Source organism: Pseudomonas sp. G34, from assembly GCF_031119625.1.
Lineage (GTDB): Bacteria > Pseudomonadota > Gammaproteobacteria > Pseudomonadales > Pseudomonadaceae > Aquipseudomonas.
The window spans coordinates 89,570-111,464 of sequence record NZ_JAVHZV010000020.1; the positions used below are offsets into that span (position 1 = coordinate 89,570).

The following is a 21,895-nucleotide window of genomic DNA, read 5'->3' on the forward strand; positions in this document are numbered from 1 at the left end:
ACCGGGGGCGCACCGTTCAGTAGAGGGTCAAGGCAGGCACGAAAGAGACCAAGCCGAGCACGATGATCGCCACCAGATAGAACGGCCAAAGCTCGCGCACCACCGCACCGACCTTCTCGCGTGAAATCGCCGAGGCGATGAACAGCGTGGTGCCCACCGGCGGGGTGAACAGGCCGATGCTCAGGTTGACCACCATCATGATGCCGAGCTGGGTCAGGTCGAGACCGATGGTGTTGCCGATGGCGACGAAGGTTGGCCCCAGCAGCAGGATCGCCGCCGGCAGGTCGAGGAACATGCCCACCACAACCATGATCAGGTTGAGCATGAGGATGACCATCCACGGCGAACTCAGGGTTCGTGCGGTCCACTCCGCCACGGCGGTCGGCACCGACTCCACGGTGAGCACATAGCCCACGAGGTTGGAGGCGGCGATCACCAGCATCACCACGCCGGTGGTGATCGCGGTATGTACCAAGGCGTCGTAGAGGCGGCGCAGGGTCAGGTCGCGATAGACCAGCATGCTCACCATCAAACCGTAGAACACCGCCAGCACGCTGACCTCGGTCGGCGTAGCGATACCCGCGCGCAGCAACACCACGATAAAGGCTGGCATGGCCAGCGCTGGCATTGCCGCAATGGTCACGCGCAAAACGCCCTTCAGGGTGACTTCACCGGCCAGCCGCTTGAAGCCACGCAGGCGCCCCGACAGGTAGCAGGTGAGCATGAAGCCGACGCACAGCATGAGCCCAGGAACCAGGCCGGCGAGAAACAGCGTGGCAATCGATTGGTTGGACACGGCGGCATAGAGAATCAGCGGAATCGACGGCGGAATCAACCCGGCGATGGTGGCCGACGAGGCCGTGGCAGCCGCCGCAAAAGCGCCTGGGTAGCCCTCGCGCTTCTGCCAGGGAATCAGCATCGAGCCGAGCGCTGACGCCTCTGCTACCGCCGAGCCGGAAACCCCGCCGAACACGGTGGACCCGACTACCGTGACCTGCCCGAGCCCGCCGTGGAACCGGCCGACCAGCATGGTGGCGAAATCGATCAGGCGCTTGCCCAGCGTGCCGCCCATCATCAGGCTGCCCGAGAGCATGAAGAACGGAATCGCCAGCAGCGGGAAACTCTGCGTGGGCTGAAAGATCTTCACGATTGCCGCAACGCTGGGAATGCCGCCCACAGTGACAGCGGCAATACCCGAGCTGATCAGCAACGCGTAACCGACCGGCAACGCCAGCGCCAGCAGCACGGCGAAGACCAGAAGCATCATGAGCGTCATACGTCGTCCTCGATTTGGTGGGCGCGAACAGCGAGGGGATCACCGGCATACAGCAGGTGAACCAACGTGGTCAGGGCGGTGAAGGCGAGGCCGACGAAGCCGGCGATCATGGCCAGATACGCCCACTTGGCCGAGATTCCAGTGACCGGATAGATCTCGCCCCCGGTGATCTCGATCACATCGAGGCCGACCCAGGCCAGGTAGAAAAACGTGGCGCAGATCAAGGCCTGATGGCCAATCAGCAACACCCGATTACCACCTCCGCCAATCCAGCCCTGGATGGCGGTGACGGCGATGTGTTGACCGCGTTGGGCAGCCAGCACGATGCCGCCCATCACCAGCCAGGGGAACAGGATGTTGGGCATCTCGGTGGGCCAGCCCATGCCCTGATTGGTCAGGTAGCGCACCACCACCTCGGCCATCAGCGATACGAACATGGCCACCAGCGCGGTGATCACCGCCACCACGCTGAGCGCCACAATCACCTTGTCCACCCACCTCGCCATCTGCGCCAGAACGCCGGACTGCAACGAGTCGTTGCTGGAGGTTTGGGCGGCCATCATTGCTTACCTGCTTCCGAAACGATCAGCTCCACCAGCTCGGGGTATTGCTTGGACCACTTGTCGTAGACCGACTTGGTCTTGGCGGCGAATGCCGCCTGGTCAATTTCGTTGAGCTGCACACCAGCCTCGCTCAGCTTGGTGCGCAGCTCAATATCGGCCGCCAGCGACATCTGGCGATTGAGCTTGCCGGCTTCCACCGCCGCTTCCTTGATCGCCGCCTGGTCGGCCTTGGACAGACCGGCCCAGATCATCTTGCTGGCCAGCAGTGGCGTGGTCTCGTACTTGTGCCCGGTCAGCGAGATGTACTTCTGCACCTCGTAGAGTTTGGAGGAATAGATGTTCATCAGCGGGTTCTCCTGGCCATCGAACACCCCCTGTTGCAGGGCGATGTACAGCTCGGAGAAGGCCAGCGGGCCTGGGTTGGCGCCCAGTGCCTTGAAGATGTCCAGGGTCATCGCATCTGGTGGCGTGCGCACCTTGATGCCCTGCAGGTCTTCGGGTTTTACGATCGGACGCTTGTTGTTGCTGGTATGGCGGATGCCGTTATCCCACAGCGCCAGCACAACCAAACCCTTCTTGTTGGCGGCCTCATCGAGCTTGGCGCCGACCGGGCCATCGACAACCTTGTAGGCATGTTCGAGATCGCGAAACAGGAACGGCAGGCCGACCACGTTGAATTCCGGCACCACGCCTGCGGTGCTGCCCTGGGAGTTGGTGCTGAACGCCAGGGTACCCAGGCGCATGTTGGTCAGCGATTCGACATCATCGCCGAACTGGGCACTGCCACCGACCTCGACCTTGACGCGACCTTCGGTCTTCTGCTCGACCAACTCGGCGAACGTCAGGGATGCCACCGCCTTCGGGTTGCCCGGCGCGGCGTTGTGGGAGAGGCGCAGCACCTGCTGCGCCCAACTGGTGGAGGCAGTAGCCAATGCAAAGGTTGCGGCCACAGCAATCAATGTCTTTTTCATGAGCTTTACCTTGCGTTTCTTATTGATATTGTCTGCATGTCTTGCTTGTTGCAGGTGGTCCGTGCAGACCGCATGGCAGCGCCCGCACGTGGCCAACCCGGTGCTGCTCAACCGTGGATGAGCATGCCACCGTTGACGTCGATCACCGCTCCGGTGATGTACGCCGACAGGTTCGAGGCGAGGAACAGGTAGGCACCCGCCACCTCCTCGGCATTACCCAGGCGATTGAGCGGGATGCTAGCGGCGATCTCGGCCTTCTGCTGATCACTGAGCTTGCCGGCGCTGATATCGGTCTGGATCAGGCCAGGGGTCACGCAGTTGACGCGGATGTTGCTCGGCCCGAATTCGCGTGCCATGGCCTTGGCCAGCCCCAGCACACCGGCCTTCGCCGCCGAGTAGTGCGGGCCGCCGAGGATGCCGCCACCACGCTGAGCCGACACCGACGACATGCAGGCGATAGAACCACTGCCCTGCGCCTGCATGTGCGGAATGACGGCCTGAGACAGGTACAGTACGCCACGCAGGTTGACATCGAGGATGCGATCCCAGCTCGCCGGGTCGATTTCCAGGGTTTTCACCGGCTGGGTGATGCCGGCGTTGTTGATCAGCACGTCGATACGGCCGAAGTCGGCGATGGCGCGCTCGGTGGCCTTGAGGCAGGCATCCTTGTCCGTCACGTTGCAGGCATAACCACGGTGCTCGGGGCCGATGGCAGCCGCGGCTTCGACGGCTGCGCCTTCATCCAGGTCGAGAATTGCCACCTTGGCGCCGTGACTGGCGAACAGCCGAGCGGTGGCCAGGCCGATGCCGCGAGCCGAGGCGGCGCCCGAGATCATGGCGACCTTGCCGTCGAGAAGAAGAGCGTTGTTCATGCAGAAGATCCTTGCAGTAGCGCCGGCATCCGGCGCTTGGAAATATGGGTTGGCGTGGCGCTGCGTTCAGCCGAGCCAGCCTTTGATGGTGGCCGACATCGCTTCTGTGGAAATCCCGTAGCGGTCATGCAGGGTCGGCAGCGCACCGGCATCGAGGAAGGCATCGGGCAGTGCAATCTGACGAAACTGCGGGGTCACGCCGGCAGTCAGCAGCGCCGTCGCCACGGCTTCGCCGAGCCCGCCAACCGTACTGTGGTTTTCCGCCACGACGACCAGGCGTCCGGCGCGGCCTGCTTCGCGCAGGATGGTCGCCACGTCCAGCGGCTTGATGGTCGGCACGTGCAGCACGCCGACGTCGACCTTGTCCGCCTGCAATGCCTTGGCCACTTCCAGTGCGCGCATGGTCAGGATGCCGGACGAGATCACCAGCACATCCCGGCCGTCACGCAGCATCTTGGCCTTGCCCAGTTCGAAGCGGTAGCCGTACTCGTCGAGCACCAGCGGCACGTTGCCGCGTAGCAGGCGCATGTATACCGGGCCGTTGTGCGCGGCGATCTGCGGCACGGCCTGCTCCGTATCGAGCGCATCGCAGGGGTCGACGATGGTCATGCCGGGGATGCCGCGCATCAGCGCGATGTCCTCGGTGGCCTGGTGGCTGGGGCCGTAGCCGGTGGTGAGACCCGGCAGTGCGCAGCACAGCTTGACGTTGAGGTTCTCCTCGGCGATGACCTGGTGCACGAAGTCGAAGGCACGCCGCGTAGCGAACACCGCGTAGGTGGTGGCGAACGGCACGAAGCCTTCCTTGGCCATGCCGCCGGCTGCAGCCATCAGCAGCTGCTCGGCCATGCCCATCTGGAAGAAACGCTCCGGGTAGGCCTGGCCGAACAGGTGCAGGTCGGTGTACTTGGCCAGGTCGGCGGTCAGGCCGACGATCTCGGGGCGGTTGGCGGCCAGCTCGACCAGGGCCTTGCCGAATGGGGCTGACTGCACGCGCTGCCCTTCGGAGGCAATCGAGGCGATCATCGCCGAGGTGGTCAGGCGTGGTTTCTTGGCGGTGGTGCTCATCGGGCAGCTCCCTGGGCTTGATCGAGAATATCGAGGGCCTGCTGCCACTCGGCCTGGTCGACACGGATGAAGTGGTTCTTCTCGCGGCTTTCGAGGAATGGCACGCCCTTGCCCATCAGGGTGTCGCAGAGGATCACGCGCGGCTTGGCTTCGGCGAGGTTGCGCGCGGTGTCGAAGGCCGCGATCACGGCAGCAAGGTCATTGCCGTCCACGCGCTGCACATGCCAGCCAAACGCTGCCCATTTGTCAGCCAGCGGCTCGAAGCCCATGACCTTGCTCGAAGGGCCATCAGCCTGCTGGTTGTTGATGTCGACCACGCAGATCAGGTTGCCCAGGCCATGGTGAGCCGCGCCCATCGCCGCCTCCCAGGTCGAGCCTTCGTCCAGTTCGCCATCGGACATCGAGTTGTAGACGAAAGCCGGGTTACCCTTCAGCCGTAGCCCGAGCGCCATGCCCACGGCAATCGGCAAGCCCTGACCGAGCGAGCCGCCTGACATTTCCATGCCTGGCGTGTAGGTCGCCATGCCCGACATCGGCAGGCGGCTGTCATCACTGCCGTAGGTTTCGAGTTCGTCTTCGGGAATGACCTTCGCCTCGATCAGTGCCGCGTAGAAGGCAATGGCGTAATGACCGTGGGACAGCAGGAAGCGGTCGCGACCCTCCCAGCCTGGGTCTGCGGGGCGCAGGTTCAGCGCATGGCAGTAGGCGGTCGCCAGCACATCGGCGTAGCCCAGTGCCTGGCCGACATAGCCCTGCCCCTGCACCTCCCCCATCTGCAGCGCAAAGCGGCGGATGCGGTAGGCGCCTTCGGCAACCCTGGCGTGGACGGAAGAATTATTGTTCTGCACGCAGTTCTCCTTGATATAGCCCGGCGCATGGTACTGCCGGTGCTTCATTCGTCTCGGTTGGAGCTTGAGTCTCCAGGCCTGCCAAGCACCTCTGCGGTTCGCCTGGCGAGTGAGAGAAAGCCTATTCCCTTGATTTTTTGTGCTCAAACGAATAGTTAAGGCAGATAGATGAACTGAGCTAATGTGAAACGCCATGCAAAACCGGGTTTCTTTCAAGGCAATTCAGGCTTTCGAGGCAGCGGCACGCCTGTCGTCCTTTGCGCTGGCAGCGGAGGAGCTGTTCGTCACCGCCTCGGCGATCAGCCATCAGATAAAACTGCTGGAGGAGCAATTTGGTGTTCGCCTGTTCCATCGCGTGCATCGCGCGGTGGTGCTGACCGATGCCGGCCGTGTGTATGCCGAAGAGGTCTCGGCGGCATTTGCCAGAATCGACATGGCGACCCGCGAGCTGGGGCGCACCGCCAAAAGCGACATCCTTACCGTGCATTCGACACCCAGTTTCGCCACCCAGTGGCTGATGCCCCGCCTGGCACGGTTCAGCGCCCTGGAACCGGATATCGACGTGCGCCTGAACGCGTCCTACCCGGCACCGGCCGACCTACTGACGCAAGGCGTGGACATCGACATCCGCTACGGCATGAAACGCCTGCAGCCTGCGGGGACCATGGTGCTGCCCTTCCCCGCCGAAACCATCGTGCCGCTCTGCGCACCATCACTTGCCAACGGTGAGCAGCCGGTTCGCGTGCCAGAGGATCTGCACCACCACATGCTCATACACAGCGAGGTGTGCCTGGTGAGCTGGCGCGACTGGATGCGCCAGCACCGCAAGGTCAGCCTCGACATATCGCGTGGGCCGCGCTTCGATCGCTCGTTCATGGCGATCAGTGCGGCGGTGGATGGCCAAGGCATATGCCTGGAAAGCTTGCTGCTTGTACAACGCGAACTGGAGACGGGCCGGCTGGTAGCCCCATTCGGGTTCACGGGCCCCAAAGTCCAGGGTTATACCTTCAATGTTCTGAAATCATGCGCGGAGCTTCCCAAGATACGCAGCTTCCAGGACTGGCTATTCAGCGAACTCGAAGATGATTACTCACCAAACCAGCCCAAACGGGCAGGCAAAAAACCAGCGGCTAACACCGATCATGCGTGATACCTCCCAGCAGCAGGCCACAGCACATGGTGAATTCGTGCAGCGCAAGGTGGCCGTTGCCAGAGCCTCGGTCGAGGCTGGCCGCGGCCGCTCCAATGAGGATGTGGAGGCCGCATTCGCTGCACGCCGCACCAAGGCGCAGGGCCACCAATGACGGTCATCTGCACGCCCGAAGCCGAGCAGGATGGTTTGGGTATACGGGCCTACATTGCGGCAGATAATCCTCCAGCTGCCGTGCGCATGGATGAGCCATTCAGTGCCGCTGCAGCCTCCCGGAAAGACTCTCCCGACAAGGGGAATTGCCGCTGGCCGTAGGCACCCGCGAACTCATGCCGCACGAAAACTACCGGCTCGTCTAGCGGACTGAAAATGATGCGGTCTGGATTCTCGCTCTGGCGCATGTCGCCAGGATATGGCCCGCGCTCCAGAGCTGAGAGGCGAACCGAGGTGCCTTTCGACACTTTCCCACGCCGGCAGGCCCTGAAAAGCAAAATCCACAGAAACTCTATGAATTTCAGGGGCTTAGGCTTGAGATATGGCGGGAAGATAGGGATTTGAACCCGTTTTTGAGCAGTTTCAGTGCGTCACAGTGCGTGCCAATGTGTGATTTTGCTGGGCCTCAGCGTGTCGATTCGTGGCTATGCGGCACAGTGTTTTCGACACTTTTTCGACACATGCCAAGATGATAAGATTTTAAAATCGACACCCTAATTGAACGGATTCAAATGGAAAAAATCATTCTAACCGACAAATTGTGGCAAGGATTTATAGGTCAAGCTTACTCAGAGAAGCTTTTGGAGCTTCCAGCCTCCGAGCATGATGAAGTAGGAAAAATCCTAAATAGATACAAGGTCTCAAAGCATAAAAAAGAAGCGCTTACGCTTTTTTTGTTGTATGACAAAACAATAATATCTGATGACCATTTAGGGATTTCCTCCCCCCTCCTTGAAGCCCAGAACTGCATCAACCTCTGCTCTGAACGCCAAGTACTAGACAATATATTTGCATACTCCAACTGGACCGACAAAAGGGATCCTACTGCGTTCGCTAAGGCACTCGAACTAGTTAAAGACAACATCGAATTCGTAGTGCCGTGGGCAGCAAAGCAAAAGTTTATAATGCTAGACCAGGTAGCAAAGGACTTTAGGCTTTCAAAACATCAAGTCATCACGCACTTCACCGACTTTGGCTATCAATACTTTAATTCACGGGAGCTCCCCTTAGATCATATATTTACAAAAACAGTCGGCGAAGAAATCGCAAATATATTTTGTGACGGATTTAAAGAGGCAAGTAAGAACCCCGAGATATTCCATAATGTCGATGTGACTCTTTTTAGATTAATGGTTCAAGCTGAAAGATTCGCGAACGCAAAAACTCTATCTATTGAATATAAAGCTCCTGCTGCCGGTACGATTACCAGTGATGGCCGCTATGCTTTTGATTCCAAAACTGACCCATCAAACCCCAGCACATTGGTATCTGACTTTCATGTGGTCAGGCAAGCTTTCACTGATGCTAGTCTTTCCATACCAGTACCCAGCTCTATAAAAGAAGCAATAACACTAAAGTCAGACCCCAACTTCAAACCTTTCCAAGAGCAACTAACTCTATTTCAGCGAAAATTTGCTACAGGGCAAGTCAGAGATTCAGAGAAAATAATTAATGAAATAAGGAGGGCAAGGAAATAATTAAAGATCTCTACCGAAGTCACTAAGGGTCTAAAGCTTGTTACTTACTCATCGTTACCGACCGCCGTTATTGAGTCGATATTCCTAGCCGGCCTTCCGGCCCTAAGCATGAGCGCAACTATTTTATCTACCGCCGGCCAAGCATTTAGTGACATTACTGAAAGAAAAAATAGCTGGATATTATTCGGCAAGTAGCTTGTCACATTGGGCTAAAGCTACTAGCTGCTACACAATAACGATCTCTTAGCTTATCGCTCCTATCTTTTCGATCATTGCTGTACTTAGCACGCCACGCTCTGCACTCTTCGTGATAGTGCTGTTTGGCAGCTTTCCGGCATTCGCGATAATCGATTGATCCGCGCTTGTGGTTAGCGCAAACGGTTGTGCCGTCGATGTGGTTATTAACAGATATCCACTCGGCTAGATAGTTGGTGCCGCCATTCCAGCTTTTGATCCATCTGGAAGTACGCTCACGCTGCACGGTGCGTTGCTGTTCCCTTGGTCGCTCTGCTGAGGCAATCTGCTGTACTGCCGGGGCTGGTGCTGCTTTGTATGTGTTTACAGGCTGCTTTGGCGCATAGTTATTATCGTTGAACACCGTTTGCCGTTCGTGAGTTTCCTGGGCGCGTTGGCGTGACCATTCTTCAAGCTCACGGTTGGCTTGGATGGTCTGTTGGGCTTGGCTGGTTCTGATCCAGTCTTGATCGTTGCCTTGTAGCGCTTCGGCTGGTGGCTGCTGAGGCTGTGCTGGCTGCTGGCTGAATACGGGTTCACCGCCAAAGCGAATAGCCTGCTTGAGCTGCGCCACGTCTATCACGATGGGTTTTGCAAATACGGTGACCAAGCCCCAAAAGATTGCAGAGCCAACACCCAGGATTGCCAGCGTACGCCATGGGCCTTGTTTCTTGCGTGGTTTTAGGTAGCTAGGAATATCATCCTTATCAACTCTCATCACTACTCCTTGTGCTCATGAATAAATCCATCCCTTTTAAGCGAAAAACTTCATCCTTTAAGTCCACTTGCCTACTTGCTTATTTGCTCAGCCCGATCTTTAATTGCAGCATAAAAGCCGTCAACTTCATCAAAGGTTGATAACCATAATTTTAGATCATCATCACTATCGCTATCATTTTCATAAAGCTTGCAGATTGCGGATCTTGCCAAACTCTCGCAGTTCTCTAAAAAGTAGCCATTGATCCTAGAGATAATATACTGCCCTTCCTTCTTGGGATTCGCATCTTGTATTTCTATTAATCCAAATGCATCCATGCATCTTATAAAGGCTTCCGTCTCTATACTAATATCGCTCGGAAGACCAATTGCCTTGCAAATCTCATGAACATCAATTATTTTTGATGAATACCATATTCTTACACAGCAATAAGCGTAAAGAATCTCTACAGGGGACGATCTTGAAAAGTACCTATCTACAGTACTCTCTTGCAAGAACCTTTTAGACTTCGAAGGTTCGCTAGCCGCCGGCTTTTGCTTCGCCATCGTTGCCACTTCTGAAAACTTACTATCTAAATCATCTAGCCTGCCTGGAAGCATTGAAATCATTCCATGCATTGCGTTATTCTTTTCTCCCATCGCCGCTAAAAGACATGCAAACTCTTGCAGCCCCTGCCTCATCTCTGTAGACACGTCCTCAAGGGATTCAACATTTACCTTACTTGCAACCTCAATATTTTTAGCTAGCGATATATACCCACTTATCTCCTTCTTAACGTCGTCAAGCTCATTAGTTACAGAATTGATGCTTCCAAGACTGCTCGATATAGAGTTATTAGATAGAAAAGAATAGATTATCGCAGCCAAACCAAGCAACAATGACGTCAGCGTTGCGGCATTAGTTAAATAATCTGTAAACCCATCCTGACCAGTCCACCTATCGGTAGCTATCGCGATAATCAAAAGAACAAGTATCAAAATCCAATATCGATAATGAATACTACCTTTGCACTGTTTATTAACTTCCATTCTCAGTCCTTGAATGCTTCACTTCTCAAATACCAGCGCCTAGCTACTTCCGTTGTAATCACTATCCCGCGTTCTGATTGGGCAAGTTTCGGTTGGCTTCATCGTATTCTGGACTCACTTGTCCTTTGTCTGGCATGACCTCCCCGGTCATGAGCCACCAGCGATACTGCGGATATGCATGCCCTAGCAACTCCACCTCGTCCGCACCGATGCGAGCCCTCCCGCGCTTGATGTTCTGCCAGCGTAGGTAGTCCTTGCTGTTCACCTCTGCCAGCTCTTTGAGGCTGGTTGCGCTCAGCAATTGAAGCGCCCTATCGGTCATCCCGGAGGCCATTGAAAAAACCACTCATGTCCTATGTACATTCAAGAATCCTCAGGTAATATGTACCTATGTACTTTTTACCTGAAGCAAGTTCGATGCTTCGAATATTGACACGAATAGGCACGGAACGACATGGGACTGGAACAGCTGGACGCCAACAAGCTGATAGGTCCGCAACCGGACGTTGAAACCATCGAAACCTGGGCGGATCGCAACGGCATCACCTACGACACAGCGCGCTTCTGGGCCATGCGCGGGGCTGCCTACCTTAAAGCGCGGCAAGCGCCCATGGTCATCAGCGCCACTCACCGTCACCTGTTGTGATCGATAGGCTACCTTGCACCCGCGCGCCCTTTGCTGACAGCAACGCTCGTCGTCACTTGCTGGATACCGGGCATAACAACTCGCGCAAAGTTACAACCCCGATAACGCGCGACCAACGCTACGCACCACAGCGGCGGCCCTATGGCCTGCTATAACGCAGCGCATCCACGACTAGGCTAAAGGCTGGCGATGGCTGTCGACGGCTCGGGTAGTACAGATAGTAACCGGGGAATGGTGGGCACCAGTCCTCCAGCACGCGCTCCAACCGACCCTCGTCGATATGCGGGGCGAATTCATCTTCGGGTAGCCAGGCGACTCCCAACCCGGCCAGCGTGGCATCCACGACGTTGGGCGAGGCATTCAGAATGAGCTGTCCATCGACACGGACGTTCAACTGCTTGTCCTTGCGCTGAAAGTCCCAGACGTAGAGCCCTCCTCCAGACTGCATGCGCATGTTGATGCAATTGTGGTCGATCAGCTCACGGGGCTTCCTGGGTTTCGGGTGTTTCGCAAAGTACGCCGGGGATGCCACCACCGCCATGCGCAACGGCGGCCCGATGGGAATCGCGATCATGTCCTTGTCGATGGTGTCGCCCATGCGCACACCCGCATCGAAGCGATCGGCCACGATGTCGCGGAAACCGTAGTTGATGTCGAACTCTATCTTGATGTCTGGATATTCCAGCAACAGAGGCGTGAGCCTGGGCATCAGCAAGCTGCGCTGGATGTGATCTCCGCAGGTAATGCGCACCGTGCCGCTGGGTTTGTCACGCAGGGCCGACAACTCGTCCAGCTCCGCCTCGATCTCGTCGAAGCGATTGCCAATCGCGTTCAGCAAGCGTTCGCCCGCAGCAGTGAGCGAAACGCTACGTGTCGTTCGGGTGAGCAAGCGGATCTGCAGTCGTGCCTCCAAGCCGCTTATCGCCTGGCTCAATGCCGACTGCGTCACGCCCAGCTGGGCGGCGGCGCGGGTAAAGGTGCCCTCGCGCGCGACGGTGACGAAGGACAGCAGGTCGTTGAGATTACGTTTGATCATGGCCGAAGTTTCCCACGAATCATTGATTAGCAGAGCTTATAGCCTTTTGAAGGATTCATTAGCTAGTAACAGCTAGGCGCATGCCCGAACATTCACTTCGCGTGATCAACCTCGATCTCACTGGGAGTGGCAATCCCTGCCCTCTCCCTCGCCGCCTTCGTCGCATCGGTGGCTTTCATTCTTCGTCAAATCTCGGAAAACCAGGTTTTGCATGACAGCCCGCACAATCAATACCGCCAACGAAACCCCCGAGCAGTCGAGCTCCTGGAGTGGCGTGCTGGCCATTTCGGTTTGCGCCTTCGCGCTGGTCGCATCGGAGTTCCTGCCGGTCAGCCTGCTGACCCCCATCGCCGATGACCTGGGTGTCACCGAAGGCATGGCCGGCCAGGGCATTGCCATCTCGGGGGCCTTCGCCGTGCTCACCAGCCTGTTCATTTCGGCGCTTGCCGGCAGCCTGAATCGCAAGACACTGCTGCTGGGACTGACGGCGGCCATGGGCGTATCCGGCGCCATCGTCGCGCTGGCGCCAAACTACGTAACCTACATGCTCGGTCGGGCACTGATCGGCGTGGTGGTGGGCGGTTTCTGGTCGATGTCGGCAGCCACGGCGATACGCCTGGTACCAGCCCGTGATGTGCCGCGGGCACTGGCATTGGTCAATGGCGGCAACGCACTGGCCACAGTGGTCGCCGCGCCGCTGGGCGCTTGGCTCGGAACGATCATCGGTTGGCGCGGCGCCTTTCTCTGCCTGGTGCCAATCGCCCTGATCGCCCTGGCCTGGCAATGGAAAGCGCTGCCATCCATGCAGGCCGCCGCGCGCAGTTCCGGCCTGGGCAGTGCATTCAAGGTATTCACCCTGCTCAAGCGCCCCGCCGTCATGATCGGCATGCTGGCCAGCAGCCTGTTCTTCATGGGCCAGTTCTCCTTGTTCACCTACGTGCGGCCGTTCCTGGAGATGGTCACTGGCGTGCATGGCACCGACATTTCACTCGTGCTACTGGTGATCGGTGCGGCGGGCTTCATCGGCACCCTGCTGATCGGTCGGGTGCTGCAGCGGCGTTTCTTTCAGGCGCTGATAGCCATGCCATTGCTGATGGCTTTGATTGCCGTGGCGCTGACCGCCTTCGGTCACTGGACCGCCAGCGTAGTCGCCCTGCTGGGCCTGTGGGGGTTGATCGGCACCTCGGCGCCCGTTGGTTGGTGGTCCTGGATCGCCATGGTGTTTCCCAAGGATGCGGAAGCAGGTGGTGGCCTTTTCGTTGCCGTGGTTCAGTTTTCCATCGCGCTGGGGTCGACCCTCGGTGGCCTGCTGTTCGACCACAGTGGCTACCAGGCGACCTTCCTAGCCAGTGCGGCCATGCTGTTGTTAGCGGCTTTTCTCGCGTTTCTCACCTCGCGCTCGCCGATGCGGCAAGCGGACTGAGCCAACTGCCACGCCCGGAGTGTCTATGACAGCTAGCCTCGTTATCTCCCGTAGCAGCCATTGCCGAGCGCAGATTGCAGGCCGCTGCGCAGGAGGCGTACGTGCCCTGCGCGTGCTGGGCCTGCTGTCCAGCCTGTGCATCCTTGGCGGGAGCGCAGAGGCATGGGCCGCTGCCAGCACCATCTCGACTACTGCCGCAACGGCAACTGTTCAATCGGAGGAATCGCGTATGTGGATGACCGTCGGCGAGCGTCGCTTCGCCATCACCTTGGCCGACACCGAAGCTGCTCGCGCCTTTGCCGCCCTGCTGCCGCTCACGATCGACATGCTCGATCTCAACAGCAACGAGAAGCACGCCAAGCTGCCGAAGGCGTTGCCTACGAGCACCATTCGGCCCGACACGCTCCACAACGGCGACCTCATGCTCTACGGCTCACAAACGTTGGTTGTCTTCTACCTGACATTCGATTCGAGCTACTCGTACACGCGCCTGGGTCGTATCGACGCCCCCGCGGATTTGGCGCAGGTACTTGGCGGGGGAACCGCGCGGATCACCTTCTCAAGGTGATTGATTTTCCTCGAGCGAGGCAGTTCTTTCATTCCCGCCAACAGCCAATTCGACAGGCCGGCAGCCAGGCGTTGGCCTGCGAAGGTGAAGCGAACGGTTCTGCGCACTTGCCCCCCTCATCAACCATGCGAAGGAAAACACGATGAACGTAGCAACCCTGAACCTGACGAGCATCAAACCGCGCAGAACCCTGCGGGACCTCTTCCATGGCTCCCTCCTTGTCGGCCTGGCTGCAGCCTTCGGTGGCGAGATGGCGCAGGCGCAAACAGCCCCGGCAATGATCGAGATGGATGGCCTGCACCTGACCCAGGAATGGGACAAGGTGTTTGCCAAGAGCGAGAAGGTCGATCACCAGAAGGTAACCTTCAAGAACCGCTACGGCATCACCCTCGCGGGCGACCTGTATCTGCCGAAGAATCGCGGCAACCAACGGCTGGCGGCACTCGTCGTCGGCGGCCCCTTCGGTGCGGTGAAGGAGCAATCCTCGGGCCTTTATGCACAAACCATGGCCGAGCGTGGCTTCGTCACCCTGGCTTTCGACGGCTCCTATACCGGGGAAAGCGGCGGTGAGCCGCGTAACGTCGCTTCGCCGGATATCAACACCGAAGACTTCATGGCCGCAGTGGATTTCATCGGCCTGCAACCCTACGTTGATCGTGAGCGCATAGGCGTGATCGGCATCTGCGGCTGGGGCGGTATGGCCCTGAACGCCGTGGCGGTCGACAAGCGCGTCAAGGCCGTCGTCGCCAGCACCATGTACGACATGACCCGCGTCATGTCCAAGGGTTACAACGACAGCGTGACCGCCGAGCAGCGCGCGCAGACCCTGGAACAACTGAGCCGGCAGCGCTGGGACGATGCGCAGAACGGCAAACCAGCCTACCAGCCGGACTACAACAAGCTGAAGGGCGGCGAGCCGCAGTTCCTGGTCGATTACGCCGACTACTACATGACGCCACGCGGCTACCATCCGCGAGCGGTCAACTCGGGTAACGCCTGGACGATGACTACGCCCCTGTCGTTCATGAACATGCCAATCCTGAGCTACATCAAGGAGATTTCGCCGCGTCCCATCCTGTTCGTTCACGGTGAGAAGGCTCATTCGCGTTATTTCGCCGAGACCGCCTATGCAGCTGCAGCAGAGCCCAAGGAACTGGTGATCGTTCCGGGAGCCAGCCACGTCGACCTGTACGACCGCCTGGACAAGATTCCCTTCGACAAGATGACAGCCTTCTTCGCCGAGCACCTGAAGTCAGACGCAGGCAAATAAAGAGTCATCCCCCGGCGTCGCTGGGGGATATCGAACGGAACCAATGGAGTGGGCTGCTTACCTTCGCAAACCCCAAGGGCAAGCGCGTTCGCTCGATCCCAATCGACCCGCTCCTCGAACAACGCGTCCACCGGTACTTCAAACTGCACGGCGCCGTCTCGAAATGCCTCAACGGCTTCGACAAGAGCCGGGACGCTACAAAGCTGGTCTTGGCTGCTGGTCAGGCTTCCCATGTTCTGCGGCATACGTTTGCTAGTCGCTTCGTGATGAACGGTGGAAACATCCTGACCTTGCAAAAGATCCTTGGCCACCAGTCGCTAGCGATGACGATGCGGTATGCGCACCTTGCACCAGACCATCTACAGGACGCGGTCAAATTCGGGCCGATTGCTGACTTTCAGGGGTTCTTCAGCGGCTGGCCAATTTAGTCACGTGCCAACCGCCGTTCTCCACCCGCTTTCGGACGTAGATCTGATACTGCTCTGGCTCCATTGGTTTTTTCCGCTGATGCCTTAGCCGGTTACATCGAATGCATGCTGCAGCGATATTCCAGCCTACGTCACGTCCACCATCCTGGCGGGCGACTAGGTGTTCTGCTGTGCATTGGAAATGTTGCGCCTGCTTAACGGTGATTCCGTGTTGCTTGGCGAAGGATTCGGCAGAGTCTTGCCACATACTGAAATTGCAGTAGTAGCACTTGCCCTTTTGGCGGGTGAAAGCAGATTCACGAATTTTGCGAAGAGGATTCAAGGGCAACGGCCCTCCTAGAATTTTAGGGGAATCCGTTGCTCACATTGTGCGACGCTGACGGTACTGTTGACCGTTGCGGTCATCAGCCAATCACAGCCCCCTTCTGGGTGGCGGCGATTTGAAATTAATGGTTCTTCTTTAAGGGTGCAAGCTGTCCTTCGACACTTTTTCGACAGTCGGTAGGCCCTGAAAAGCAAAAACCCCCGAAACTCTATGAATTTCAGGGGCTTAGGCTTTAGATATGGCGGGAAGATAGGGATTTGAACCCTAGGTACCATCGCTGATACAACGGATTTCGAATCCGTCCCGTTCGGCCACTCCGGCATCTTCCCAGGCGGCGCGCATGATATCAGCAGATTTCGCTTTGGCGAAGCCCATCGCGTAATTTTTTTCGCGTGCTATCAAATGCTTGGCTCATTTGCGGGGTAACGACTGGGCTGCATGGGCTGATTGGCGCGCTGGATTCGGTGCTCCATGGCCCGCTGCCTCGGGGCTGTGCACCCTAAGCCAGCCGCCAGAGGAGCCGTGCTGCCAGAACCGTGCGTCATCCACTCGACGGATAGCACCTTGTCGGCAAGGTAAAATACTGTACATTTGAACAGTATTTTTCTTGCCCTCTGCCTGCCATGTCTTCCGTCGTCGCTATCGATCATCTGCTCAATGAACGCCGTATCTGGCGTGGCCAGGGCATTGTCGCGCCCAGTGGCCACCAGCCCACGGGCAATGCGGTGCTGGATGCCTCGCTGCCAGGCGGTGGCTGGCCGGAGGCGGCGTTGAGCGAGCTGCTGGTCGAGGCGCCGGGCATTGGCGAGTTGCGTGTAGTGCTGGCGACGCTGGCGCGCCTGAGCGCTGCCGGGGAGCGGGTGGTGCTGGTCGCGCCGCCCTACCTGCCCTACCCCAGCGCCTGGTTGGCGGCTGGAGTGGAGCTGAAGCAGCTGACGCTGATCCAGGCGAGCGCACGGGATGCCTTGTGGGCAGCCGAGCAGTGCCTGCGCTCGGGCAGTTGCGGCGCCGTGGTGCTCTGGCCGCAGCGTGCCGATGACCGCGCCCTGCGCCGCCTGCAGATCGCCGCGGAAACCGGGCAGACCCTGGCCTTCGCCTACCGCCCGCTGCACGAGGCACGCAATCCTTCACCGGCCGCCTTGCGCCTGACCATCGAAGCGCAACCCGCGCAAGTGCGGGTGCTCAAGTGCCGAGGTGGGCAGCCGCCAGCGCGGGTGTTTGCCTTGAGCGCCTGGGGCCTTTGAGATGCGCTGGGCCTGCATCCTGTTGCCGCAACTGGCCATGGACGGCGTGCTGCGTGGCCGTGAGGACCATGACACGCCATTGGTACTGCTCAGCGGTACGCCACAGCGGCGCGTGTTGCAGGCGGTCAATCAGCCCGCCCGGGCACTCGGCCTGCGCCCCGGGCTGACGCTGACGGCTGCGCAATCCCTGAACTGTGCGTTCGCCAGCGCCGAGTACGAGCCCGCCGACATCGAGCGCTGGCGCAGTTTCCTGGCCGCCTGGGCCTATGGCTTCAGCTCCCAGGTCAGCCTGCACTATCCGCGCTGCCTGTTGCTCGAGGTGCAATCGAGCCTGACCCTGTTCGGCCCCTGGCCGCGCTTCGAGGCGCGCTTGCGTGAGGAGCTGACGGCGCTGGGCTTTCGCCATCGCATCACCCTGGCACACCACCCGGCCGCAGCGCGCATGCTCGCCAACCTGCACGATGGCCTGGCGATCACCGACGAGCAGGCCCTGCGCGAGCGCCTGGCGGCCATGCCGCTGGAGCGCATCGGCCTGCCCGAAGAACTGGTCACGGCGCTGGCGCGCATGGGCCTGCGCCAGGTGCGCCAGCTGCAGGCGCTGCCCCGCGACAGCCTGGCGCGGCGCTTCCCGCCCGAGTTGCTGGCTGGCCTGGATACCCTGATGGGCCTGCGCCCGCTGGCGCTCGATTACTACCGCCCGCCGGATGTGTTCGACAGCCGGCTGGAGCTGCACTTCGAAGTGGAGTCGACCCAGGCCCTGCTGTTTCCACTGCGCCGCCTGATCGCGGACCTGGCCGCCTACCTGGCGGGCCGGGACTGTGGCGTGCAGCGTTTCGTGCTGCACCTGGAACACCGTGACGGTGACGACAGCCTGTTGCCGGTCGGCCTGCTCAGCGCCGAACGGGAGGCGGCGATGCTGCTGGAGTTCACCCGCGGCCGCCTGGAACAGCTGCAATTGCCATCCCCGGTGCTGGCGCTGCGCCTGGTGGCCCGCGACCTGCCGATCTTCGTGCCGCAGCACCAGGCGCTGTTCGAGGATCGCCCGCAACAAACCCTGGGCTGGGAGCAGCTGCGTGAACGCCTGCGCGCACGCCTGGGCGACGACGCCGTGCAAGGCCTGGCCGCCCATGCCGACCACCGCCCGGAGAAGGCCTGGCGCACCGATACCAACCGCGCTGCACTGCCCACCCCGAGCGGTGCCCGGCCCAGCTGGCTGCTGCCGGAGCCGCAGGTGCTGCGCGAGCCGCTGCATATTCTCAGCGGCCCCGAGCGGATCGAATCCGGCTGGTGGGATGGCGAGGACGTGCGCCGCGACTACTACCTGATCGAGACCCGCAGCGGCCAGCGCGGCTGGGCCTTTCGCAGTGTCGGCGAAGACGGCCCGTTGCGGCTGCACGGCTGGTTCGCATGAGCCTGCCCGAGTACGCTGAGCTGCACTGCCTGTCGAACTTCAGCTTCCAGCGCGGAGCCTCCAGCGCCGCCGAACTCATCGAACGCGCCAAGCTGCTCGGCTACCGCGCCCTGGCGATCACCGACGAATGCACCCTGGCCGGCATCGTGCGGGCCTGGCAAGCCGCCAAAGAACATAAGGTGAAGCTGATCGTCGGCAGCGAGCTGAGCCTGCAAAGCGGCGCCCGGCTGGTTGTGCTGGTCGAGAACCTTGCTGGTTACCAGCGCCTCTGTGCGCTGATCACCCGCGCCAGACGACGTGCGGAAAAGGGCCACTACGTTCTGCGCGACGAGGATCTGCCCGTGGCGCCGGACGGGCTGCTGGCCATCTGGCTGCCAGGGCCGGACGACGACGCCATGGCCGGTGCCTGGTTGCGCGAGCGCTTTGCCGAGCGCCTGTGGCTGGGCGTGGAATTGCACCGTGGCGCGGACGATGCGGCGTTGTTGCAGCATGGCCTGGATCTGGCCCGGCAGCTGGGCATCTCCGCCGTGGCCTGTGGCGACGTGCACATGCACGCCCGTGGCCGCCGCGCCCTGCAGGACTGCATGACCGCCATCCGCCACCACCTGCCGGTAGCCGAAGCCGGCGCCCATCTGTTCGCCAATGGCGAGCGCCACCTGCGCCGCCGCGAGGAACTGGCCGAGCTGTATCCACCCGAATTGCTCGCCGAAACCCTGCGCATCGCCGAGCGCTGCCGGTTCGACCTTAATGAGCTCAAGTACCAGTATCCCCACGAGCTGGTGCCGGCCGGCCATGACGCCGGTTCCTGGCTGCGCCAGCTGGTCGAGGACGGTATTCGCTGGCGCTGGCCTGACGGCATTACCGAGAAAGTACGCAAGCAGATAGACAAAGAGCTCTCGCTGATCTGCGAGCTGGGCTACGAAAGCTACTTCCTGACCGTGCACGATATCGTGCGCTTCGCCCGCGAGCAGTCGATCCTCTGCCAGGGCCGTGGCTCGGCGGCCAACTCGTCGGTGTGCTTCGTGCTGGGCATCACCGAACTCAACCCGATGGCCAAGGGCAGCCGCCTGCTGTTCGAGCGCTTCCTGTCCCGCGAGCGCAACGAGCCGCCGGATATCGACGTGGATTTCGAGCACGACCGCCGCGAGGAAGTCATCCAGTACGTGTTCCGCCGTTATGGCCGTGAGCGCGCAGCGCTGACCGCGGTGGTCAGCACCTACCATGGCGCCGGGGCGATTCGTGACGTGGCCAAGGCCCTGGGCCTGCCGCCCGACCAGATCAACGCCCTGGCCGGTTGCTGCGGGCGCTGGAGCGATCGCATCCCGGATGCCGAGCGCCTGCGCGAAGCCGGCTTCGACCCGCAGAGCAAGGTGCTGCACCGGGTGCTGGTGCTGGCAGGCGAGCTGATCGGCTTTCCCCGCCACCTGTCCCAGCACCCCGGCGGCTTCGTGATTTCCGAGACGCCCCTCGACACCCTGGTGCCGGTGGAAAACGCCAGCATGGCCGAGCGCACCGTGATCCAGTGGGACAAGGACGACCTCGACGCCGTCGGCCTGCTCAAGGTCGATGTGCTGGCCCTCGGCATGCTCAGCGCCCTGCGCCGCTGCTTCGACCTGCTGGCCGCCTACCGCGGCAAGCGCTGGACGCTGGCCAGCCTGCCGGCCGAGGACCAGGCCACCTACCAGATGATCAGCCGCGCCGACACCCTGGGCGTGTTCCAGATCGAATCCCGTGCGCAGATGGCCATGCTGCCGCGCCTGCGGCCAAAGACCTTCTATGACCTGGTGATCCAGGTGGCCATCGTACGGCCGGGGCCGATCCAGGGCGATATGGTGCACCCTTACCTGCGCCGCCGCACCGGGGAAGAAAAGGTCACCTACCCCTCCGAGGAACTGCAGCCGGTGTTCGAGCGCACCCTCGGCGTGCCGCTGTTTCAGGAACAGGTGATGGAGCTGGCGATCATCGCTGCCGATTACACACCCGGCGAAGCGGACGAACTGCGTCGCGCCATGGCCGCCTGGAAGCGTCATGGCGGCCTGGAACCGCACCGCGAGCGGCTGACCAGGCGCATGCTCGAGAAGGGTTACGAGCCCAGCTATATCGCGCGCATCTTCGAGCAGATCAAGGGCTTCGGCAGCTACGGCTTTCCCGAATCCCATGCCTCCAGCTTCGCCCTGCTCACCTATGCCAGCTGCTGGCTCAAGTGCCACGAGCCGGCGGCCTTCGCCTGCGCGCTGATCAACAGCTGGCCGATGGGCTTCTACAACCCCGACCAGGTATTGCAGGACGTCCGTCGCCACGGCCTGCGCGTCCACCCGGTGGACGTGCGCCACAGCGCCTGGGAGTGCACCCTGGAGGATATCGGCAAAGCGCAGCCGGCCATTCGCCTGGGGCTGTGCCTGGTCAAGGGTTTTCGTGAAGACGCGGCGCTGCGGATTGCCGCCGCCCGCGAGCAGGCCCCATTCAGCGATATCGCCGACCTCTGCCAGCGCGCTCGCCTGGACAGCAATGCCCGCACTCGGCTGGCCGATGCCGGTGCCCTGCAGGCGTTGGTAGGCCATCGCCACCAGGCGCGCTGGGCCATCGCCGGGGTGGAACCGCAGTTGCCGCTGTTCGCCAGCCTGCCGGCAACAACCGAAACCCGCATCGAACTGCCACGCCCCAGCGTTGGTGAAAACCTGCTGACCGACTATGCGACCCTGGGCACCACCCTCGGCCCCCATCCGCTGGCGCTGCTGCGCAGCAAGCTCAGGGCCGTGCGCTGCCGCAGCCGCCGTGAACTGGAAGCTGTGGAGCCTGGGCGAATGGTCAGCGTGGCCGGGCTGGTGATCGGCCGCCAGCGCCCACAGACCGCCAGCGGCGTGACCTTCGTCACCCTGGAAGACGAGTTCGGGATGATCAACGTGCTGGTGCGCCTGGAGCTGGCCGAGCGCCAGCGCAAGACGCTGCTGCAATCGCGGCTGCTGCGTATCGATGGTCACCTGGAAGCCGCCAACGGCGTACAGCACGTGATCGCCGGGCGGCTGGTCGACCTGACCGACTGGCTAGTGGGGCTGGATGTGCGTAGTCGGGATTTTCATTGAGCGATGGGCTGCAGTGGGTTGCTCTTATAGCTCGGCGGCAGTGTT

The 21,895-nt window shown here is 60.4% G+C and carries 19 protein-coding genes, 1 tRNA gene and 1 pseudogene; 10 read left to right on the forward strand and 11 right to left on the reverse strand.

Annotated elements, in window-relative coordinates:
- Positions 1-16: 16 nt before the first annotated feature.
- The 6 genes from QYS36_RS13985 to QYS36_RS14010 form a co-directional block, all read right to left on the reverse strand.
- Positions 17-1,276, reverse strand: a complete 1,260-nt coding sequence (locus tag QYS36_RS13985) for a TRAP transporter large permease (protein ID WP_308840055.1) — start codon at positions 1,274-1,276, stop codon at positions 17-19.
- Positions 1,273-1,839 (reverse strand): TRAP transporter small permease, encoded by a 567-nt coding sequence (locus QYS36_RS13990; RefSeq protein WP_308840056.1) that lies wholly within the window; start codon positions 1,837-1,839, stop codon positions 1,273-1,275. Before QYS36_RS13990 ends, QYS36_RS13985 begins: the two co-directional genes overlap by 4 nt.
- Positions 1,836-2,810, reverse strand: coding sequence for a TRAP transporter substrate-binding protein (locus QYS36_RS13995; protein ID WP_308840057.1), 975 nt, complete (start codon positions 2,808-2,810; stop codon positions 1,836-1,838). Before QYS36_RS13995 ends, QYS36_RS13990 begins: the two co-directional genes overlap by 4 nt.
- Before the next feature lie 107 nt (positions 2,811-2,917).
- Positions 2,918-3,682 (reverse strand): SDR family oxidoreductase, encoded by a 765-nt coding sequence (locus QYS36_RS14000; RefSeq protein ID WP_308840058.1) that lies wholly within the window; start codon positions 3,680-3,682, stop codon positions 2,918-2,920.
- A 66-nt stretch (positions 3,683-3,748) separates the two neighbouring features.
- On the reverse strand, positions 3,749-4,747 hold the full coding sequence (locus QYS36_RS14005; protein ID WP_308840059.1) for a transketolase family protein: 999 nt from the start codon (positions 4,745-4,747) through the stop codon (positions 3,749-3,751).
- Positions 4,744-5,595, reverse strand: coding sequence for a transketolase (locus tag QYS36_RS14010; RefSeq protein WP_308840060.1), 852 nt, complete (start codon positions 5,593-5,595; stop codon positions 4,744-4,746). Before QYS36_RS14010 ends, QYS36_RS14005 begins: the two co-directional genes overlap by 4 nt.
- Positions 5,596-5,788: 193 nt before the next feature.
- Between QYS36_RS14010 and gcvA the strand changes: the two genes are divergently transcribed.
- On the forward strand, positions 5,789-6,745 hold the full coding sequence (gene gcvA / locus QYS36_RS14015) for a transcriptional regulator GcvA (RefSeq protein ID WP_308840061.1): 957 nt from the start codon (positions 5,789-5,791) through the stop codon (positions 6,743-6,745).
- A gap of 725 nt (positions 6,746-7,470) precedes the next feature.
- On the forward strand, positions 7,471-8,436 hold the full coding sequence (locus QYS36_RS14020) for a hypothetical protein (RefSeq protein WP_308840062.1): 966 nt from the start codon (positions 7,471-7,473) through the stop codon (positions 8,434-8,436).
- 199 nt (positions 8,437-8,635) lie between these two features.
- On the opposite strand, the gene QYS36_RS14025 is transcribed toward QYS36_RS14020, so the two are convergent.
- Both QYS36_RS14025 and QYS36_RS14030 read right to left on the reverse strand, forming a co-directional pair.
- Positions 8,636-9,388, reverse strand: a complete 753-nt coding sequence (locus QYS36_RS14025; protein WP_308840063.1) for a hypothetical protein — start codon at positions 9,386-9,388, stop codon at positions 8,636-8,638.
- Between the two features lie 71 nt (positions 9,389-9,459).
- Entirely contained in the window at positions 9,460-10,416 is a 957-nt protein-coding gene (locus QYS36_RS14030) for a hypothetical protein (protein WP_308840064.1), read from the reverse strand.
- 454 nt (positions 10,417-10,870) lie between these two features.
- On the opposite strand from QYS36_RS14030, the gene QYS36_RS14035 reads away from it, so the two are divergent.
- On the forward strand, positions 10,871-11,062 hold the full coding sequence (locus QYS36_RS14035; protein WP_308840065.1) for a DNA-binding protein: 192 nt from the start codon (positions 10,871-10,873) through the stop codon (positions 11,060-11,062).
- Between the two features lie 139 nt (positions 11,063-11,201).
- Here the strand turns inward: QYS36_RS14035 and QYS36_RS14040 are convergent, their stop codons facing one another.
- Complete coding sequence (locus QYS36_RS14040; RefSeq protein ID WP_308840066.1) at positions 11,202-12,098, reverse strand: LysR family transcriptional regulator; 897 nt, start codon at positions 12,096-12,098, stop codon at positions 11,202-11,204.
- Positions 12,099-12,309: 211 nt separating this feature from the next.
- Between QYS36_RS14040 and QYS36_RS14045 the strand changes: the two genes are divergently transcribed.
- The 4 genes and pseudogenes from QYS36_RS14045 to QYS36_RS14060 all read left to right on the forward strand — a co-directional run.
- Positions 12,310-13,521, forward strand: coding sequence for an MFS transporter (locus QYS36_RS14045; RefSeq protein ID WP_308840067.1), 1,212 nt, complete (start codon positions 12,310-12,312; stop codon positions 13,519-13,521).
- 229 nt (positions 13,522-13,750) lie between these two features.
- A complete protein-coding gene (locus QYS36_RS14050) occupies positions 13,751-14,089 on the forward strand; it encodes a cyclophilin-like fold protein (RefSeq protein WP_308840068.1) in 339 nt (112 codons plus the stop codon).
- A 142-nt stretch (positions 14,090-14,231) separates the two neighbouring features.
- Positions 14,232-15,359 carry an alpha/beta hydrolase gene (locus QYS36_RS14055; protein ID WP_374990456.1) on the forward strand — a complete coding sequence of 376 codons (1,128 nt, stop codon included), beginning with the start codon at positions 14,232-14,234 and terminating at the stop codon, positions 15,357-15,359.
- A gap of 47 nt (positions 15,360-15,406) precedes the next feature.
- Positions 15,407-15,787: pseudogene (locus QYS36_RS14060) on the forward strand (tyrosine-type recombinase/integrase); the annotation flags it as partial.
- On the opposite strand, the gene QYS36_RS14065 reads toward QYS36_RS14060, so the two are convergent.
- Both QYS36_RS14065 and QYS36_RS14070 read right to left on the reverse strand, forming a co-directional pair.
- The gene (locus QYS36_RS14065) at positions 15,768-16,034 is read right to left on the reverse strand and encodes an HNH endonuclease (protein WP_192423940.1); all 267 of its coding nucleotides are present in this window, start codon (positions 16,032-16,034) and stop codon (positions 15,768-15,770) included. The pseudogene QYS36_RS14060 and the gene QYS36_RS14065 overlap by 20 nt on opposite strands.
- A 317-nt stretch (positions 16,035-16,351) precedes the next feature.
- Positions 16,352-16,441 (reverse strand) — tRNA-Ser (locus QYS36_RS14070).
- A gap of 294 nt (positions 16,442-16,735) precedes the next feature.
- Here QYS36_RS14070 and imuA point away from each other — a divergent pair.
- From imuA to QYS36_RS14085, 3 genes are read left to right on the forward strand one after another with little or no spacing between them, the layout of a single operon-like run.
- On the forward strand, positions 16,736-17,356 hold the full coding sequence (gene imuA, locus QYS36_RS14075; protein ID WP_308840069.1) for a translesion DNA synthesis-associated protein ImuA: 621 nt from the start codon (positions 16,736-16,738) through the stop codon (positions 17,354-17,356).
- A gap of 1 nt (position 17,357) precedes the next feature.
- A complete protein-coding gene (locus QYS36_RS14080; protein WP_308840070.1) occupies positions 17,358-18,767 on the forward strand; it encodes a DNA polymerase Y family protein in 1,410 nt (469 codons plus the stop codon).
- The gene (locus tag QYS36_RS14085) at positions 18,764-21,850 is read left to right on the forward strand and encodes an error-prone DNA polymerase (RefSeq protein WP_308840071.1); all 3,087 of its coding nucleotides are present in this window, start codon (positions 18,764-18,766) and stop codon (positions 21,848-21,850) included. Before QYS36_RS14080 ends, QYS36_RS14085 begins: the two co-directional genes overlap by 4 nt.
- Positions 21,851-21,895 lie beyond the last annotated feature (45 nt).

Bases quoted from the DNA above. Each gene is read 5' to 3' on its own strand.
- QYS36_RS14065 (WP_192423940.1), bottom strand. From the start codon at position 16,034: ATGTGGCAAGACTCTGCCGAATCCTTCGCCAAGCAACACGGAATCACC.
- QYS36_RS13985 (WP_308840055.1), bottom strand. From the start codon at position 1,276: ATGACGCTCATGATGCTTCTGGTCTTCGCCGTGCTGCTGGCGCTGGCG.
- imuA (WP_308840069.1), top strand. From the start codon at position 16,736: ATGTCTTCCGTCGTCGCTATCGATCATCTGCTCAATGAACGCCGTATC.
- QYS36_RS14040 (WP_308840066.1), bottom strand. From the start codon at position 12,098: ATGATCAAACGTAATCTCAACGACCTGCTGTCCTTCGTCACCGTCGCG.
- QYS36_RS14085 (WP_308840071.1), top strand. From the start codon at position 18,764: ATGAGCCTGCCCGAGTACGCTGAGCTGCACTGCCTGTCGAACTTCAGC.
- QYS36_RS14045 (WP_308840067.1), top strand. From the start codon at position 12,310: ATGACAGCCCGCACAATCAATACCGCCAACGAAACCCCCGAGCAGTCG.
- QYS36_RS14050 (WP_308840068.1), top strand. From the start codon at position 13,751: ATGTGGATGACCGTCGGCGAGCGTCGCTTCGCCATCACCTTGGCCGAC.
- QYS36_RS14030 (WP_308840064.1), bottom strand. From the start codon at position 10,416: ATGGAAGTTAATAAACAGTGCAAAGGTAGTATTCATTATCGATATTGG.
- QYS36_RS14020 (WP_308840062.1), top strand. From the start codon at position 7,471: ATGGAAAAAATCATTCTAACCGACAAATTGTGGCAAGGATTTATAGGT.
- gcvA (WP_308840061.1), top strand. From the start codon at position 5,789: ATGCAAAACCGGGTTTCTTTCAAGGCAATTCAGGCTTTCGAGGCAGCG.
- QYS36_RS14080 (WP_308840070.1), top strand. From the start codon at position 17,358: ATGCGCTGGGCCTGCATCCTGTTGCCGCAACTGGCCATGGACGGCGTG.
- QYS36_RS13990 (WP_308840056.1), bottom strand. From the start codon at position 1,839: ATGATGGCCGCCCAAACCTCCAGCAACGACTCGTTGCAGTCCGGCGTT.
- QYS36_RS13995 (WP_308840057.1), bottom strand. From the start codon at position 2,810: ATGAAAAAGACATTGATTGCTGTGGCCGCAACCTTTGCATTGGCTACT.
- QYS36_RS14005 (WP_308840059.1), bottom strand. From the start codon at position 4,747: ATGAGCACCACCGCCAAGAAACCACGCCTGACCACCTCGGCGATGATC.
- QYS36_RS14035 (WP_308840065.1), top strand. From the start codon at position 10,871: ATGGGACTGGAACAGCTGGACGCCAACAAGCTGATAGGTCCGCAACCG.
- QYS36_RS14055 (WP_374990456.1), top strand. From the start codon at position 14,232: ATGAACGTAGCAACCCTGAACCTGACGAGCATCAAACCGCGCAGAACC.
- QYS36_RS14000 (WP_308840058.1), bottom strand. From the start codon at position 3,682: ATGAACAACGCTCTTCTTCTCGACGGCAAGGTCGCCATGATCTCGGGC.
- QYS36_RS14025 (WP_308840063.1), bottom strand. From the start codon at position 9,388: ATGAGAGTTGATAAGGATGATATTCCTAGCTACCTAAAACCACGCAAG.